This window comes from Nocardiopsis prasina DSM 43845, from assembly GCF_000341265.1.
Taxonomy (GTDB): Bacteria; Actinomycetota; Actinomycetes; order Streptosporangiales; family Streptosporangiaceae; genus Nocardiopsis; species Nocardiopsis prasina.
Window position 1 is genome coordinate 1 of sequence record NZ_ANAE01000123.1, and the last position, 16,219, is coordinate 16,219.

General features: G+C 72.3%; 12 protein-coding genes. 8 read left to right on the top strand and 4 right to left on the bottom strand.

Going from position 1 to position 16,219, the window contains the following annotated elements; translation table 11 throughout:
* From D452_RS0112265 to D452_RS0112280, 4 genes are all read left to right on the top strand, one after another.
* Positions 1-1,454 (top strand): DUF5691 domain-containing protein (locus tag D452_RS0112265; RefSeq protein ID WP_017544442.1); only part of this gene is annotated, 1,454 nt, incomplete at its 5' end.
* Entirely contained in the window at positions 1,455-2,576 is a 1,122-nt protein-coding gene (locus D452_RS0112270; protein ID WP_017544443.1) for an ATP-binding protein, read from the top strand.
* Positions 2,576-4,882: a DUF5682 family protein gene (locus tag D452_RS0112275; protein WP_017544444.1), complete on the top strand. Its 2,307-nt coding sequence runs from the start codon at positions 2,576-2,578 to the stop codon at positions 4,880-4,882. The genes D452_RS0112270 and D452_RS0112275 overlap by 1 nt, the downstream gene beginning before the upstream one ends.
* On the top strand, positions 4,879-6,039 hold the full coding sequence (locus D452_RS0112280) for a VWA domain-containing protein (RefSeq protein WP_017544445.1): 1,161 nt from the start codon (positions 4,879-4,881) through the stop codon (positions 6,037-6,039). The genes D452_RS0112275 and D452_RS0112280 overlap by 4 nt, the downstream gene beginning before the upstream one ends.
* Positions 6,040-6,084: 45 nt before the next feature.
* Here the strand turns inward: D452_RS0112280 and D452_RS0112285 are convergent, their stop codons facing one another.
* The gene (locus D452_RS0112285; RefSeq protein WP_017544446.1) at positions 6,085-6,519 is read right to left on the bottom strand and encodes a VOC family protein; all 435 of its coding nucleotides are present in this window, start codon (positions 6,517-6,519) and stop codon (positions 6,085-6,087) included.
* Positions 6,520-6,779: 260 nt separating this feature from the next.
* On the opposite strand from D452_RS0112285, the gene D452_RS0112290 reads away from it, so the two are divergent.
* The 4 genes from D452_RS0112290 (at position 6,780) to D452_RS0112305 (ending at position 11,735) form a co-directional block, all read left to right on the top strand.
* On the top strand, positions 6,780-8,132 hold the full coding sequence (locus D452_RS0112290) for an MFS transporter (protein WP_051061302.1): 1,353 nt from the start codon (positions 6,780-6,782) through the stop codon (positions 8,130-8,132).
* Between the two features lie 167 nt (positions 8,133-8,299).
* Complete coding sequence (locus D452_RS0112295) at positions 8,300-9,007, top strand: Crp/Fnr family transcriptional regulator (RefSeq protein WP_026129227.1); 708 nt, start codon at positions 8,300-8,302, stop codon at positions 9,005-9,007.
* 399 nt (positions 9,008-9,406) lie between these two features.
* Positions 9,407-10,546, top strand: coding sequence for an FUSC family protein (locus D452_RS0112300; protein WP_017544449.1), 1,140 nt, complete (start codon positions 9,407-9,409; stop codon positions 10,544-10,546).
* 46 nt (positions 10,547-10,592) lie between these two features.
* The gene (locus D452_RS0112305) at positions 10,593-11,735 is read left to right on the top strand and encodes a PQQ-dependent sugar dehydrogenase (RefSeq protein WP_026129228.1); all 1,143 of its coding nucleotides are present in this window, start codon (positions 10,593-10,595) and stop codon (positions 11,733-11,735) included.
* Here D452_RS0112305 and D452_RS0112310 read toward each other — a convergent pair.
* From D452_RS0112310 to D452_RS0112320, 3 genes are all read right to left on the bottom strand, one after another.
* A complete protein-coding gene (locus D452_RS0112310; RefSeq protein ID WP_017544451.1) occupies positions 11,732-12,478 on the bottom strand; it encodes a hypothetical protein in 747 nt (248 codons plus the stop codon). The genes D452_RS0112305 and D452_RS0112310 overlap by 4 nt on opposite strands.
* A 93-nt stretch (positions 12,479-12,571) precedes the next feature.
* Positions 12,572-13,738: an amidase gene (locus tag D452_RS0112315; RefSeq protein ID WP_040693673.1), complete on the bottom strand. Its 1,167-nt coding sequence runs from the start codon at positions 13,736-13,738 to the stop codon at positions 12,572-12,574.
* A 379-nt stretch (positions 13,739-14,117) separates the two neighbouring features.
* Positions 14,118-16,172, bottom strand: a complete 2,055-nt coding sequence (locus D452_RS0112320; RefSeq protein ID WP_017544453.1) for a bacteriocin-associated integral membrane family protein — start codon at positions 16,170-16,172, stop codon at positions 14,118-14,120.
* Positions 16,173-16,219: the final 47 nt, after the last annotated feature.

Genomic DNA, 16,219 nt, shown 5'->3' on the forward strand with positions numbered 1-16,219 from the left:
TCCCGGACCTGCCCGACCTGCCCCGCGCCACCCGCGAGGGCGCCGCCGGGCTGCTGGACCTGGTCGCCCTGGACGCCGTGCGCACCCGCGCCGGGTACACGGCGCACACGGCGGACCCCGTCACCCCCGACGCACCCGACACCCGTCCGGACGTCGGGCCCGCCGCGAACCACCGGCTGGACGTCATCCTCACCACCCGTCCCGAACTCCTGCCCGAGTGGCTGGGCCGCGCCGCACGGGGCGGACGGAGGGTCAGTCACGTCCACGTCCCCGACCTGCTGGACCGCGCCTCCCGGGACAGCTCGCTGCGCCCCCTGGTCGCTCCCGTCGTCGGGGAGCGCGGCACCTGGCTGGCCTCGCACAACACCGCGTGGTCGTTCATCGCACGCGAACCCCTGCCCACCGACGTCCACACCGACGCCGCCTGGAAGGAGGGCACGTCGGCGCGACGCCGCCGGTCCCTGTTCGCCCTGCGCGGCACCGACCCCGCAGCCGCCCGCGACCTCCTCGCCGAGGTCCTGCCACAGGAGAGCAGGAGCGAGGAGAGACGCGCACTCCTGGAGGCCCTGGCGGTCAGCCTCGGCCCCGACGACGAGGCGGTGCTGGACCAGGCCCTGGACGACCGCGCCGCCAGCGTGCGCGGCCTCGCCCTGGCCCTGCTCACCCGACTGCCGGACAGCGCCCACGCGCACCGGCTCCGCGCCCACCTGCGGGCCCACCTCGGGCGCTACCAGGGACCTCCGCGCGCCGTCGACGTGGTCGACATGGACGTCCCGACCGCCGACCAGCTGCGCGACCTCGCCCTGGTGCCGCCGAAGAAGCGGCCGGAGGCGCGCCGGGCCCGCTGGGAGCTCGGCCGCGTCCTGATCACCCACGCGCCGCTGGACACCTGGACGGCGTTCCTGGGAACCGACCCCGCCGGAGTCCTCGACCTGGCCGAGGACGAGCAGGACCTGCGCGAGGCCCTGGCCGACGCGGCCTGCCTCCAGGCCGCCCCCGACTGGGCCCGCGCCGTCCTCGACCACCCCGGGGCCGGGCTGGCCCAGCTGCTCCGCGCCGGAGGCCGCAACCGGGAGTGGCCGCGCACCCAGGAACTCCTGGCCGCGCTGCCGGTCGGGGAGCGGTGCGACCGGGTCGTGGCCGCACTCGCCTCCGTGGCTGCCGGCCCGACCACCGGGAAGACCGACCTCCACGTCCTCGGAGAGGTCCTGCGCACGGTCGACGCCCCGTGGACCCGCGCGCTCTCCGACGAGGTCACGCGCCGGCTCATCGGCCCGATCGGGACCCGCGACTCACGCGGCTACCGCTTCCTCTGCGAGGCCGCCGCCGAGCACATGCCACCCGAACACCTCGACCTCCTGCCCAAGGAACCACCCCTCGAGGAGGAGGGCCCCGCCTACCTCCGCCTCCGCGACACCCTCCGATTCCGCCTCGACATGCACAGGGAGCTCTAGTTGACCACCTCCGCCACCGGCTCTGGCATCAGCACCGACGCCGCCAGCGCGCTGCGCCCGCACGCCGAGCAGACCTACGCCGCCGAGCTCGAGGCCCTGGCCGGGGCCGACGACCGCCAGCGCCCCCCGGGCTGGCGGCTCTCCCCGTGGGCGGTCACCCAGTACCTGCTGGGCACCACCCTCGACGACGGCACCGAGATCACGCCCAAGTACATCGGCTCGCGCCGGGTGGTCGAGGTGGCCGTGGCCACCCTGGCCACCGACCGCGCCCTGCTGCTCATCGGTGTCCCCGGCACCGCCAAGACCTGGCTGTCCGAACACCTCGCGGCGGCGGTCTCCGGTGACTCCACCCTGCTGGTCCAGGGCACCGCCGGGACCTCTGAGGAGGCGGTCCGGTACGGCTGGAACTACGCCCGCCTGCTCGCCGAGGGACCCTCGGAGGCCGCGCTCGTCCCCAGCCCGATCATGACCGCCATGGCGCGCGGTGCGATCGGCCGCATCGAGGAACTCACCCGTATGCCCTCCGAGGTGCAGGACGGCCTCATCACCGTGCTGTCGGAGAAGGCGCTGCCCGTGGCCGAGCTCGGCGTCGAGGTGCAGGCCCAGCGCGGGTTCAACGTCATCGCCACCGCCAACGACCGTGACCGGGGGGTCAACGACCTCTCCAGCGCGCTGCGCCGCCGCTTCAACACCGTGGTCCTGCCCGTCCCGGACAGCGCGGAGGACGAGGTCCGCATCGTCACCCAGCGGGTGGAGCAGCTGGGGCGCTCACTGGAACTGCCCGAGGTACCCACCAGTCTCACGGAGATCCAGCGCGTCGTCACCGTCTTCCGCGAGCTGCGCTCCGGAGTCACCGAGGACAACACCACCAAGGTGAAGTCGCCCAGCGGAACCCTGAGCACCGCCGAGGCGATCTCCGTGATCACCAACGGCATCGCGCTCGCCGCCCACTTCGGTGACGGGAGGCTGCGTCCCGCCGACGTCGCCGCCGGAATCCAGGGCGCCGTGGTCCAGGACCGCGTCTCCGACGGGGTGGTCTGGCGCGAGTACCTGGAGACCGTCGCCCGCGAGCGCGACGGCTGGGACGACTTCTACCGGGCCTGCCGCGAGGTGGGCGCCTGATGGGACGACCCCGACAGGGCACCGACAAGGTCAGTGTCCTCGGTGTCCGCCACCACGGTCCGGGTTCGGCCCGGGCCGTGGCGGCCGCCCTGGACGAGATCAAGCCCGACATCGTACTGATCGAGGGCCCGCCCGAGGCCGACGCGATCACCTCCCTGGTGGGCGGACTGGAACCGCCGGTGGCCCTGCTGGTCCACCTGGCCGACACCCCCAAGGCGGGGACGGCGCGTTCCAAGGAGGGGTGGGGGTTCTGGCCGTTCGCGTCCTTCTCCCCGGAGTGGGCCGCCCTGGTGCACGCCCACGGACGCGGAGTCCCGGTGCGCTTCTGCGACCTGCCCGCCGCCCACACGATCGCCGAGCGCATCGAACGGGCGGAGGCAGCAGAGAAGGAGGCCGTCGAGAAGGAGGCGGGGCAGGAGGAGGACGACCAGCCCGCGCCCCCGAGCGAACCCCCCAGGGTCCGCACCGACCCCCTCGGGGTGCTCGCCGAGGCCGCCGGGTACGACGATGCCGAACGCTGGTGGGACGACGTCGTGGAACAGCGCGGTGACGGCGAACCCTCGCCCTTCCCCGCGATCGCCGACGCCATGGCGGCCGTCCGCGCCGAGAGCGGGCCGGAGACCGGTCGCGACGCGCGCCGCGAGGCGTACATGCGCCAGACCCTGCGCGCCGTGCTCAAGGAGGGGTACGAACGGGTGGCCGTGGTGTGCGGTGCCTGGCACGCGCCCGCCCTGCGCGACCTGTACGACTACCCGGTCAAGGACGACGTCGCCCTCCTGAAGGGCCTGCCCAGGGTGCGGACCACCGCCACCTGGGTGCCGTGGACGCACGGGCGGCTCGCCACCGCCAGCGGCTACGGCGCCGGAGTGACCTCACCCGGCTGGTACCACCACCTGTTCACCGCCCCCGACCTGCCGATCCACCGGTGGCTCACCGACGCCGCCCGCCTCCTGCGCGAGGAGGGTCAGCCGGTCTCCTCCTCGCACGTGATCGAGGGCGTCCGGCTCGCGGAGAGCCTGGCCGTGCTGCGCGGACGGCCGCTGGCCGGGATCGACGAGGTCTCCGAGGCGGTCACCGCCGTCCTCTGCGAGGGCGAACAGAGCCGGGCCGCCCTCGTACACGGGCGGATGGTGATCGGCGAACGCCTCGGCTCGGTGCCCCCGGACACCCCCATGGTGCCGTTGCAGCGCGACCTCATGGCCGCGCAGAAGCGGCTCCGCCTCAAGCCCGAGGCCTTCGACCGCGACCTCGACCTCGACTTGCGCAAGGAGAGCCAGCGCGAACGCAGCGTCCTGCTGCACCGGCTGCGCGTGCTGGGGGTCGAGTGGGGGGTGCCGCGCGCAGCCGAGCACCACTCGAAGGGGACCTTCCGCGAGTCCTGGCGGCTGCGCTGGGACCCCGACATGGACGTGGCGCTGATCGAGGCCGCACCCTGGGGGACCACCGTGGTCTCCGCGGCCACCGCCCGCGTGGTGGAGATCGCCGCCGAAGCGGAACTCCCCACCCTGACCGCGCTCACCGAACAGTGTCTGTTCGCCGAACTCGGCGACGCGCTGCCCGACGTGCTCTCCCTGCTCACCGACCGCGCGGCCACCGACAGCGACATCACCCACCTGATGTCGGCGCTCCCCCCGTTGGCCCGGTCGGCCCGGTACGGGAACGTGCGAGGGACCGACGGCGCGCACCTGCGCGCGGTCGCCCGAGAACTCCTGGCCCGCGTGTGCGTGGGCCTGGCCCCGGCGGTGCGCGGGCTGGACGACGACGCGGCGGCCCGGTTCGTCCGGTCGATCGACCAGACCCACGGCGCCGCCACCCTCCTGGACGAGGACGCGCGCGGCTGGACGGAGGCGCTGGAGTCCCTCGCCCGCCGCGACCAGGTCCCGGGGCGGATCGCGGGGAGGGTCAACCGCATCCTCGCGGACGCGGGCCGGATCACCACCGAGGAACTGCACCGGAGGCTCGGCCTGACGATGTCGCCCGGCACCGAACCCACCCGCGCGGCCGCCTGGCTGGAGGGCTTCCTCCAGGGGAGCGGGCTGATCCTGGTCCACGACGAGCGGCTGCTCGGCCTCATCGACGCGTGGCTGCTCAGCCTGTCCGAGGAGCGCTTCGTCGCGATCCTGCCGCTGCTGCGCCGCACCTTCGGGGCCTTCGGCGCGGCCGAACGCCAGGAGATCGGTACCGCCATCACCAGGGCGGACGGCGGCCGGACCACCACCGCGCGGGTGCGGCGCCCCGTCGACACCCGCCGCGCCGCCCCGGCCGTGGCCGCCGTGACCGCACTACTCGAAGGGAGCCGCGCGTGAGCACGGAAACCACCGAACGCGCCCGCCGCTGGCGCCTGGTCCTGGGGGAGAGGTCCCAGTGCGCGACCCTGACCGGGCGCGACCAGACCATGGACTCCGCGCTGGCCGCCCTGTACAACAAGGGCGACGGGTCCGCCGCCTCGGGCGACGACCGCGCCGGTGACCTGAGCTCCTCGGCGCCCCGGGTCGCGCGCTGGCTGGGCGACATCCGGGAGTACTTCCCGTCCACCGTCGTGCAGGTGATGCAGTCCGACGCCATGGACCGCATGGGGCTGCACCAGCTCCTCCTGGAACCGGAGATGATGCAGGCCGTCGAGCCCGACGTGCACCTGGTCGGGAGCCTGCTCTCCCTCAACCAGGTGATGCCCGCCGAGGCGCGGGAGAGCGCCCGCACGATCGTGCGGGGGGTCGTCGACGACCTGGAGAGAAGGGTCGCGCAGAAGACCCGGTCGGTCATCCGCGGTGCCATCGACCGCTCGGCGCGCACCCACCGTCCCCGCCGGGTCTCGGACATCGACTGGAACGCCACGATCCGCCGCAACCTGGCGCACTACCTGCCCGAACACAACACGGTGATCCCGCAGACCCTCGTGGGGTACGGCCGCCGCAGCCAGGGTGTGCAGAAGGACGTGGTCCTGGCCATCGACCAGAGCGGTTCGATGGCCTCCTCCGTGGTCTACGCCAGCGTCTTCGGTGCGGTACTCGCCTCCATGAGCACGCTGAAGACGTCCCTGGTCGTCTTCGACACCGCCGTCGTCGACCTCACCGACCAGCTCACCGACCCCGTCGAGGTCCTCTTCGGCACCCAGCTCGGCGGCGGCACCAACATCAACAAGGCCATCGCCTACAGCCAGACGCTCATCGACCGCCCGCAGGACTCCATCTTCGTCCTGATCAGCGACCTCTACGAGGGCGGCGTGCGCGCCGAGATGCTCCAACGAGTGGCCGCCATGAAGTCCGCGGGTGTTCAGGTGGTGGTCCTGCTGGCCCTCTCCGACGAGGGCGCGCCGTTCTACGACCGCCAGAACGCCTCCGCCCTCGCCGACCTCGGCGTCCCGGCGTTCGCCTGCACCCCCGACGCCTTCCCCGAGCTCATGGCCGCGGCGATCCAGGGCCAGCCCCTGGACGCCTGGGTCGACAAGCACCTGGACGAGTGACCCGACCCCGGGCGGGGCCGAACCCCCTGCGGCCCCGCCCGGCACTCAGTCCAGGCAGAACTCGTTGCCCTCGATGTCCCGCATCACGATGCACGACTCGTTGACGCCGTCGGCGCGCATGACACGGACGCACTCGGCGCCGAGGGCCTCCAACCGTTCGCACTCGGCCTGGAGCGTGGAGAGGCGTTCGTCCCCGACGAGACCGGTACCGGCACGCACGTCGAGGTGCACCCGGTTCTTGACGGACTTTCCCTCGGGGACGCGCTGGAAGAACAGGCGGGGACCCTTGCCCGAGGGATCGACGCAGGCGAACGCGGAATCCTGCTGCTCGGGCGGGAGCGCGCGGTTGAACTCGTCCCAATCGGTGAATCCCTCCGGGGGCGGTGGGACGACGTACCCCAGCACCTCGCACCAGAACCGGGCCACACGCTCGGGACTGGCGCAGTCGAAGGTGACTTGGAACTCTCTGATCGTGGTCATCGGCCCACCCTAGATCGCGGACCTCCGATCGCCCAGGGAATATCGCTGGCTTCGGGCGGGCGGGTGGGGCTAGCCTGCGTCCATGCCGCTCGCGAAAGAGCTGGCCGCCCTCTAGCGGCGGCCTGATCCCTCACACAGTTCCGACCGCCGCATCAGCTTCCATGCCGGTGCGGTCCTTCGGGCTGCCCGGTGTCCTCCTCTCCACACCGGACGTACCCGTGAACACTTCTCTGTCCACAGGCAGGGGCGGCGGCACCACCGTGCTCGTCACCGTCCTGCTCTCCACCCTCCTCCTGCCGCTGGCGCTGACCGGGGCCTCCGTCGCGCTGCCCGACATCCAACGCGACCTGGGCGTGGGGCTCACCTCCGCCCAGTGGGTGGTCAACTCCTACAACGCCTGCTTCGCCGCCTTCCTGGTCAGCGCGGGGTCGATCGCCGACGCGGTCGGACGCCGCCGGGTCTACGCCTTCGGCGTGGTCCTCTTCTTCGTGAGCGGACTCCTCAGCCTCCTCGTCCAGGACATCGGGGCGCTGGTCGCCCTGCGTGCCCTGGGCGGTGTGGGGGCGGCGGCCGCCGTGGCCGGAGGGGGGTCGATGCTCGCCCTGGCGTTCGAGGGACCGGCGCGCGCGAGGGCCTTCGGACTGCTCGGCACCGTGCTGGGCGCCGGAACCGCCTTCGGGCCCGCGGTGGCCGGACTGCTGGTCGAGAACCTGGGCTGGCGGTTCGCCTTCGCCGGACCCGCGCTGGTGGCCGGGGCGGTCCTGCTGCTGGTGACGCGGGTTCCCGCGATGCGCGGTGACGGACGGCCCGTGGACTGGCTCGGCGGAGCCCTGTTCACCGCCGCCCTGCTGAGCCTGATCGGCGGCCTCGTCGAGGGTCCGAGCCGGGGCGCGCCGGTACTGGCCGGTTTCCTGGCCCTGTCGGCGGCCCTGTTCGGCCTGTTCACCCTGGTGGAGCGCCGTCGCGACGAGCCCCTGGTGGACCTCGGCCTGCTCGCCAACCGCCGGTTCGTGGCCTACGCGCTGGCCGCCGCGACCTTCATGTCGGTGCTGGTGCCGCTCCTGGTCTACCTGCCGTCCTACCTGATCAACGTGGTCGGTCTCGGCGCGGGCACGGCGGGGCTCTGGTTGCTGTTCATGACCGTGCCGACCCTGGTGCTGCCCACGGTGGGTGCCGAACTGGCCCACCGGTTCCCGCCCACGGCGGTGGTCGTCGGCGCGCTGCTCCTGCTGGGAACGGGTGTCCTCGGCTTCACCACGCTGGGCCCGGACTCCACCCCGTGGACGGTCATGCTGCCGTTCCTGTTGGTCGGAACGGGTGTGGGCCTCACGGGCGGGATGATCGACGGCCTGGGGTTGGGTGCGGTCCCGCCCGAGCGGGTGGGCACCGCCGCAGGGGTGTTCAACGCGACCCGGCTCAGCCTGGAGACCGTCTCCATCGCCGTGGTCGGCGCGGCCCTGGCGGTGCTCACCGGCGGTCAGCTCGTCGGCCCGGCGTTCACCGGGGCCCTGCACGGCGTCGCCCTGTCCCTGGGCGGGTTCGTGCTGGTCGTGATCGTCGCGGTCCTGGTCCTGACCAGGGCGCCGCGCCCGCGGGTCACCACGGGGGCGTAGGAGCGGGCCCGTGATCCGGGGTCCGACGCCGTGGCGCGCCGGATCCCGGACCGGTCCGGGACCTCCTCTGACACCGTGGACCGGGAAAACAAGATCCGCCGATTTCGTGCTTCTCCTGCGGAACTGGGTACCACCTGGGCATCGTTGTGGGGATGATCGGAGGACGCATGACCGACTGGCCGACGGGCAGCTTCGTGTCCAGGCTCGGTCCCCGGACCGTGGACCGCCTCCTCGCGCTCGCGCCGCCGAGGCACATCCCCACCAACCGGGTCCTGATCTCCCAGGGAGACGCGGAGGAACAGGTCATGCTCCTGTGTCCGCCGGAGAACGGCACCACGGCAGACCCGGCGTGCGTCAAGATCACGTCGGTGCTGCGCAACGGCACCGAGGCGATGTTCGGCATCCGCAGGTGGGGCGACCTGGTCGGTGAGTTGGGCATGTTCCGGGACACCCGGCCCAGCGCCACGGTCACCTCGTGCGCCCCGCACACGATCCGGATCTACCCGCACCAGGTCTTCGAGGGCTTCCTGGAACAGCACCCCGAGGCCTGGCGCGCGATGCTCGCCGTGATGGGGGAGCGGCAGGAGTGCGCGGACCGCCAGCGGGCGGAGTTCGCGGGCTACGAGGTGGAGGCGCGGGTGGCCCGCATCCTCGTCGACATGGCGCAGCGACACGGTGTGCCCACGGAGGAGGGCGTCCATCTCGGGGTGCGACTCTCCCACACGGACCTGGGGAAACTCGTCGGCGCACGCACGGACGCGGTCGGCAACGCGATCCGACGCTTCCGGTCCGAGGGCATCCTGATCACCAGCTACCGGCGTGTGGTGATCGTGGACATGGAGCGCCTGAACGGTGTCTTCGAAGCCGCTTTGTAATCCATTTTGTCCTGAATTGCCGATTGATCGGTGGTCCGACGGTCACCGTAGGCGACAGACTTCACCTGGGCATCACGCCCAACCTCTCGCTCCGCACTGTTCGTGCCCTCTCCTCCGGGCCCCTCCCCCTGTGCGGAGAGGAGTGGTCGGGCTGCCGGAGTGGTGAGGACGGCACCATTCCGGCAGCTACCCCCCGTCTCCACACCGCCCCGGTGGCCGTCCCCCTGCCACCGGGGATCTTCGTGTCCTCCTCGACGACCGACCACGCCGCGCCGAGCCTTCCGACCCTCGATGCGCCACGTCGCAGTGCCGGGCAATTCGTTGGGAAACGGACCCATAACCGGGGTTCAACGGGGAACGACGGCTACGGTGTGTGGTCACGAAGGAACGGGGGCGAGGATGTTCGAAGGACTGCGCAACGGGATCAGGCGCGCCCGCCAACGACGCGGGTTCGAGCGCGAGACCGCCGTCATCATCGTCAAGTGCACGATCGCGGCCACCGTCGCCTGGGTCGTGGGCACCTTGCTGGGAGCCTCCAGCCAGGTCGGATTCGCCCCCTTCACCGCCCTGCTCGTGGTCCGGCCGAGTGTGTACGGCTCAGTGCTCCAGTCCGGTCGCTACGTGGCGGCGGTCTTCGCCGGAGCCCTGCTCGCCGGATTGACGGGCCTCACGGTCGGAGCCCAGGTGTGGTCCTTCACCGTGCTGCTCCTGATCGCGCTGATCGTCGGACAGGCCAGGTTCTTCGGTGGCCAGGGCACGCAGCTGCCGGTGGTGGCCGCCTTCGCCCTCGCGGGCGGTACCGCGGAGAGCGCCTCCGACCTCGGATACCTCCTGCTGATGGTCTGCGTCGGCGCAGCCTCGGCCCTGGTCACCAACACGGTCCTGGCCCCGGTCATCCGGTTCCGGGACGCGGAGAACGCGGTCCGGGACCTCGCCGACGGACTCCGCTCCCTGACGGGGGAGATCGGCGAGGGTCTGCGCCAGGGGTGTGGGGGACTCGACCTGGACCACTGGGTCCGGGCCAGCGACGGGCTCGACGGTTCCGTCCGCAACGCCCAGGAAGCAGTGCGGCGTCAGGAGGACCGGGCCCGGCTCAACCCCCGGAAGCTGGTTTCCGGCGGCCGTGTCGACCCCCGCGCGCTGGAGACCTACGGGGAGTGGATCTCCGCGCTGAGCCGGGCTTCCCGGCACGTGCAGTCCATCGTCCGGACCCTGCGTACCACCACCCGACGCGGGACGCGGTTCCCCGAACCCGAGGACGCCTTCCTGCGGGAGTTCGCGCCGCTGGTCGAACGCGTCTCGGACGTCTTCCGTACCGTGCACGACACCGAGGAGCCCGGGCACTCGACCGCCTCCGACGATCTCCGCGCGAAGGTCGACGAGGCGCTGCGCCTGGTGGACGAGGAGCGCGACGCGCTGCGCGAGCGCTGGGACGACCGGAACTGGCCGGTCTACAGCGCCCTGATCACCGACGTCGAGCGGATCTTCGAGGAGATCCATCAGGGGCAGGAGAACACCGAACGCCACGATGGCGGGTGAGCCCGCCCGGGGGCGTACCCGCGTGCCGAACGGGCAGGGTTCGGACATGGATCGGACACCGACACACACGGGGACCACACGGCCCCTCCTGCTCACCCGGACCCTCTCCCTCCTGGGAGTCGCCCTCCTCGTGGGCGCCTGCTCCACGACCGACACCAACGGCTCGGGTTCGGGCGGCCAGCCCGGAGACGGAGCGACCGGGAGCGAAGGCCTCGGACAGCCCGAGACCCTGGCCACCGACCTCGACGTCCCATGGGGGATCGACTTCCTTCCCGACGGGTCCGCCCTGGTCGCCCAACGGGACTCCGCCGTCGTCGCGCACGTGACCCCGGAGGGCCAGGTCACCGAGGCGGGCACCATCGAGGGCGTCCGGCACGGGGGCGAGGGCGGCCTGCTCGGCCTGGCCGTCGACCCCGACTTCCCCGAGCAGCCCCACGTGTACGTCCACCACACCACCGACACGGACAACAGGGTGAGCCGGGTGGAGTACGACTCCGGCACGCTCGGCGCATCCGAGGTGATCCTGGACGGCATCCCCGCCGCGAACACCCACAACGGCGGCCGGATCGCCTTCGGGCCCGACGGGTACCTGTACGTGGCCACCGGCGACGCCCAGGAGACGGACAGCTCACAGGACCCCGACTCCCTGGCCGGGAAGATCCTGAGGATCACCGATGACGGCGAACCCGCCCCCGACAACCCCTTCGACAACCACGTGTACAGCTACGGCCACCGCAACGTGCAGGGCCTGGCCTGGGACGTCGAGGAGAACCTGTACGCGACCGAGTTCGGCCAGGACACCCTGGACGAGGTCAACCTCATCGAACCGGGCAACAACTACGGCTGGCCGGAGGTGGAGGGGCCCGGCGGCGGTGACGAGTTCACGGACCCACTCGTCACCTGGGAGCCCGCCGAGGCCTCACCGAGCGGCGCCGCGATCGCCGGGGACTCGCTGTACGTGGCGGCGCTGCGCGGCGCCCGACTCTGGGAGATCCCCCTGAACGGTGACGGCACCGTGGGCGAGCCGGAGCCGCACTTCGTCGACGAGCTCGGCCGGCTGCGCACGGTGGTCGCCCACCCCGACGGCGACACCCTGTGGTTGAGCACCAGCAACCTCGACTCCTGGGGGTCGCCCGCCGATGACGACGACCGGATCATGACCGTGCCGCTGGAGCGAACCGGGAACTAGTCGAGCAGGCCCCGGGCGACGACCTCCTCGGCCAGGACACGCCGGATCTCGTCGTCCTCGCCGACGTGGCCGGGGTGCTCGGCGCCCTCCCTCAGGCGATCGCGCACCGCGGCCACCACCTCGTCGCTGACCAGGACACCGGACAGCGGTGCGGCCTCGGCCGCCTCGCGCCAGCGGCGCATCGCGTCCAACCGGCCGTGCTCGACGGATTCGCGGGTGAGGAGGAACAGGCCGTCGACGTTGCGGTCGTGGGAGTCCTCGTCCAGCAGGTCCACGTCGACCACGACGACCGGCTGCGGGGCACCGCCGTCGGGGGCGGGCCGCAGGTGGTAGACCCGCCAGACGCGGCCGTTGGTGAGGAACACCCAGTCCACGCCCTGCTCGACGGCCAGGCGCCGGGCCATCTGGATGTTGCGCAGGTCCAGGTCCTGGCCGATCCGGCGTACCTCCACCGGGGCGAACAGCTCACCGTCGAGGACGATCGCGTAGTCGATCGAGTCCCCGCTGGTGCGGTACTCCGTGGTCAGGTCCTGGTACTTGCTGAAGTTCAGGCCGACACTGAAGAAGTCGGCGACCAACAGGCGGGTGTCGCCGTCGTTGGCGTCGCGCTCCGCGAGGTCGGCGAGAGGACCGGCGAACCGGTCGACCGCGGCGGCCACCCGACCCCTGACGGCGGTCTCCCAGCCCAGAGTGGTGGTGAACTGGCCAGTCCTGGCCATGACCTGGGTCTCTTCCGTGTCCATGCCGTCCGTTTCCGTGTCTGGGGCAGCCCCGCCACACGGTCTTCTCCGGTGGCCGGGGAACACGCGGGCGAGGGGGAGAATCCGCCTCAGATGCTACATCTCCGGTGCGTGAACGCCGTCCCCGAGGGCCCGCGCCAGCGCCTGTTCGGCGTCCCGGGCGGAGGCCAACAGGAGTGCGTCCTCGTGGTGCCGCGCCACGAGGTGCAGGCCAACGGGGAGGCCGTCCTCGGTGATGCCCGCGGGCAGGCTCAGAGCCGGGTGCCCAGTGAGGTTGAACAGCCAGGTGAACCCGACGCTCATCACCTCGCCCGGTCCCGAGTGCGGGTGGGCCCGGTTCGGAGTCGTGGGAGTGGCGAGCAGGTCCACGGAGCGGAGGAGGCCGTCCAGTGCCGACAGGTCCCGCCGCCCGACGGCGGCGAGACCGGCGCGGGTACCTCGTTCCCTGCGTGTGTGCCAGGTCCTCGTGGGATCGGTGAGCGCGATCTCGGACCGCGTCACCGTCACCCCGCCCGACCGGGCCCAGCGCCGCAGTGCCCGTTCCGCGAGCTCCACGACCTCCGGTTCCGGCTCGTTGAACCCCAGCGTCGGCGACCACGCGACTCGGATGTGTGGACGCACCGCGACGGGACTGCCGCCGAGTACGGCGCTTCGGTACAGCTCAGCGTCCGCGACCGTGCGGGTGATCGGCCCGCCGACCGTCAGCCCGGCCCGGTCCCGCGCGGGAAGCAGCCCCGTGGTCGGTTTGTAGCCGATCACCCCGCACCAGGCCGCGGGGATGCGGGTGGACCCGGCACCGTCGCTCGCGGTCGCCAACGGCACGGCGCCGGTGGCCACCGCGACGGCCGAGCCCGCGGAGGAACCGCCTGGGACGCGCTCGGTGTTCCAGGGGTTGAGTGTGGGGCCCTGGTCCGTGCTTCCCCAGGTCTTCCACGGGGTCCCGGGGCCGGGCACCGAGGTGGCCCCGATCGGCACCGCCCCGGCGGCGACCAGTCGTCGGGCCTGGTGGGATCCGGTCCCCTCCGTGGCCTTGACCGCCAGGGGTACCCCCGCCAGAGGAAGGGGGACGCCTGCGGCCAGAGTCGCGTCCACCCGGGCCGCGCACTCCAGCGCCGCCTCCGGCCAGACCTCGACGAAGGCGCGCAAGTGTCCGGTCCGGTCGACGGCCTCCAGTGCCTCCCGGACGGTCTCGACCGCGCTTGCGGCACCCCGCATCACCCTGTCGGCGATCGCGTCCGCCGTGGACGGTGGCTGCTTCTCCATGCGCCCGAGGGTAGGGGCGGCAGCCAGCGGGGGCGGTGGTCCGCACCGCTCCCCTCGACCCCTTCGAGGCCGGGACGGGTATCGAGGACGACCTCGTCACGCGTGGCGGCGAGTGCCGCGCGGGCCTTCCGGGGGTCACGACGCGAGAGCCTCCTGGGTCATGCCGTGCGGGGCGTCCACCACCAGGGCGCCGTCCGTTGACGCTGTGCGGGGCCACGTACTCGGACAGGCAGCTGTTGTCTCCGTCCGGTGAGGCTTCAGGCGTGCGGCATGTCCACCCTCTCAGCGTGTTGGCGGTGTTCAGGGCACGAGCGCCTGTTGCCGGACAGGCACCTGATCCCTCTCCCGACTCTGGGCCCTGCCAGTCGGTCTGGTCGGCTCAGGCTCGTGTGGCTCCCTCCCGGACGACGCGTCGGTGGAGGAGGACGAGCACACCCAGGGTGAGGGTGAGCGAGGCCAGGGTGATCCCCGCCGCGTGGAAGGGCTCGGCCCCGGTGGCGGGGGCGGTCGGCGGTCGGGCGGGGTCGTCCGGAGCGGACAGCCTCGTGGCCGTGAGGCCCACGGCCCAACCCACGAAGACCACCGCGAGGGCGGCCTCCACGCACAGCAGACGCCGGTGGGTGGCCAGGAAGCCCCACCCGCTGATGTGCCGGGCGAAGATCTCCTGGGCCCGGCTGCGCACGTGGACCACGCACGCGGCCATGGCGGTCAACAGGAGTACGGCGCCCGCGCCGACCAGGTTGAAGGTCTCCGTGCGCAGCGCGTTCACTGTGAGCGCGTGGGCTCTGCGCGCACTGGTGCCGAGAGTCTCGACCATGGAGATGTAGCGGGAGGCCTCCGGGCTCCGCGCACGGAAAGCCTCCACCACCCCGGGATCGGGGAAGACCGTCTGTCTCGCGGACAGGTGATTGACGTAGGAGTTGTCGGACAGGACCTCCCCGTTGGGCAGGACGATGACCACGGGTTCGTACAGCAGGGGCAGGGTGCCGCCCAGGCGTTCCTCCGCGCCGTAGGTGAACAGGGACTGGCCGTCGGCGGCGGGCTGGACCCGCACGTCGAACACTCCGCCCGGGGACCCGTTGACGCCGAGCCAGCCGGTCACTCCCTCGGCCAGGGCTCCGGAGTGGCCGGAGGCGGAGGCAGGGAGGAGGACCCGTACGGTTTCTGCGGGGGCGTACGGTCTTCCACCGGGAGAGAGGACCTCCTCCTCGTCCAGGTAGGTGTCGTTGACCAGCAGCACCGGGTTCTCCAGGGGCGCGGGGCACTCGGGGGTGGACGCGACGATCTCGGAGGGGTGCATCTGGGCCGCCAACACCAGGTCTCCGTCCGTGTCGGTTCGCCGCAGCCACGGGCCGAGGGTGTCGTCCACCGCCTGATCGTCCGCCCAGCCGTAGTTGGCGCTCAGCGCGGGCCGGGAAGTCTGTCCGTACGTGTCATGCACCTCCACGCCGAGCCCCTGCTCCCGGGCCTCCCGGGCGGTGGTCACCACCGAGCCCAACAGCACCAGAGTCAGTGCCAGGGCAGGGACACGCACCAGGTAGACGGCGGCCACGGTGCCGCGAACGGGCAGCCGCCCCCGGAGCGCGGGCAGGATGCCCGTCGCACCCACCAGGGCCAGGAACACCGTGTGGGTGAGCAGGCAGGCCAGGGTCAGCGCGGCCAGGAACCCCAGCGCCAGCAGCGAGTAGTAGCCGAGCTGGTTCCCGCCGTTGTAGACGCCGAGGAGCGCCAGCACGGCCACGGCCGACACGGGCAGGACGAGCGCCCACAGCCGCAGGACCCGGCCCAGCTCACCAGCGAGCAGCCGACCGTAGGAGTGCCCCTGGAGGCGCCGGACCGCGTGGTCGCGCGAGTCGAGCAGGACCCCGGCGCCCGTGGCGGTGACCGTGGTGAGCACGGCGACGGCCACGAGGTGTGACAGGTGGCCGCCGGTGAGGAAGTGCCACAGCTGGGTTCTCTGGATGCCGGGTGCCTCGGACAACCCGTGTTCGGCCAGGGCCTCGCGCAGTGCGGGAGCGGCCTCCGGCGCGCCGAACACCAGGTAGTAACCGTGGGGGCCCACGTCGCCGAACTCGGAGATGTGATGGGTCCGGACGGCGAAGGAACGGCTGAAGGACGGATAGCCCTCGTCCAGCCAGCGGCCGTACCGGGAACCGGGGTCGGAGACCGCCAGGTACAGGTGGGCCAGCGAGGACGGCGTGTGGACGTCCAGGACGCTGTAGCCGATGGCGGCGTCATGGGCGTCGGCGACCTCCTGCACGGAGCGTGCCACCTCGGCGTTGTCGTGGGTGCCGTCGCTCTCGGTGATCCAGACCAGTCGCGGGTCGTCAAGAACGTGAACGGTCTGCTCGGCGGTGGAGGCCAGGAGGAAGGCGAGCAGCGCGGCGAAGGCGACGCACGCCGTGTAGGCGAAGGAGAGGGTCCGGTTGGGCACCTGGCGGTCCTGTCAGGGCGAGGTGGACCCGTGGGCGGGCGCGCCCA

What these genes read in the sequence shown, in the direction of transcription:
- D452_RS0112275 (WP_017544444.1), top strand. Translation starts at nt 2,576, where the DNA reads ATGGGACGACCCCGACAGGGCACCGACAAGGTCAGTGTCCTCGGTGTC.
- D452_RS0112285 (WP_017544446.1), bottom strand. Translation starts at nt 6,519, where the DNA reads ATGACCACGATCAGAGAGTTCCAAGTCACCTTCGACTGCGCCAGTCCC.
- D452_RS0112295 (WP_026129227.1), top strand. Translation starts at nt 8,300, where the DNA reads ATGACCGACTGGCCGACGGGCAGCTTCGTGTCCAGGCTCGGTCCCCGG.
- D452_RS0112300 (WP_017544449.1), top strand. Translation starts at nt 9,407, where the DNA reads ATGTTCGAAGGACTGCGCAACGGGATCAGGCGCGCCCGCCAACGACGC.
- D452_RS0112305 (WP_026129228.1), top strand. Translation starts at nt 10,593, where the DNA reads ATGGATCGGACACCGACACACACGGGGACCACACGGCCCCTCCTGCTC.
- D452_RS0112310 (WP_017544451.1), bottom strand. Translation starts at nt 12,478, where the DNA reads ATGGACACGGAAGAGACCCAGGTCATGGCCAGGACTGGCCAGTTCACC.
- D452_RS0112315 (WP_040693673.1), bottom strand. Translation starts at nt 13,738, where the DNA reads ATGGAGAAGCAGCCACCGTCCACGGCGGACGCGATCGCCGACAGGGTG.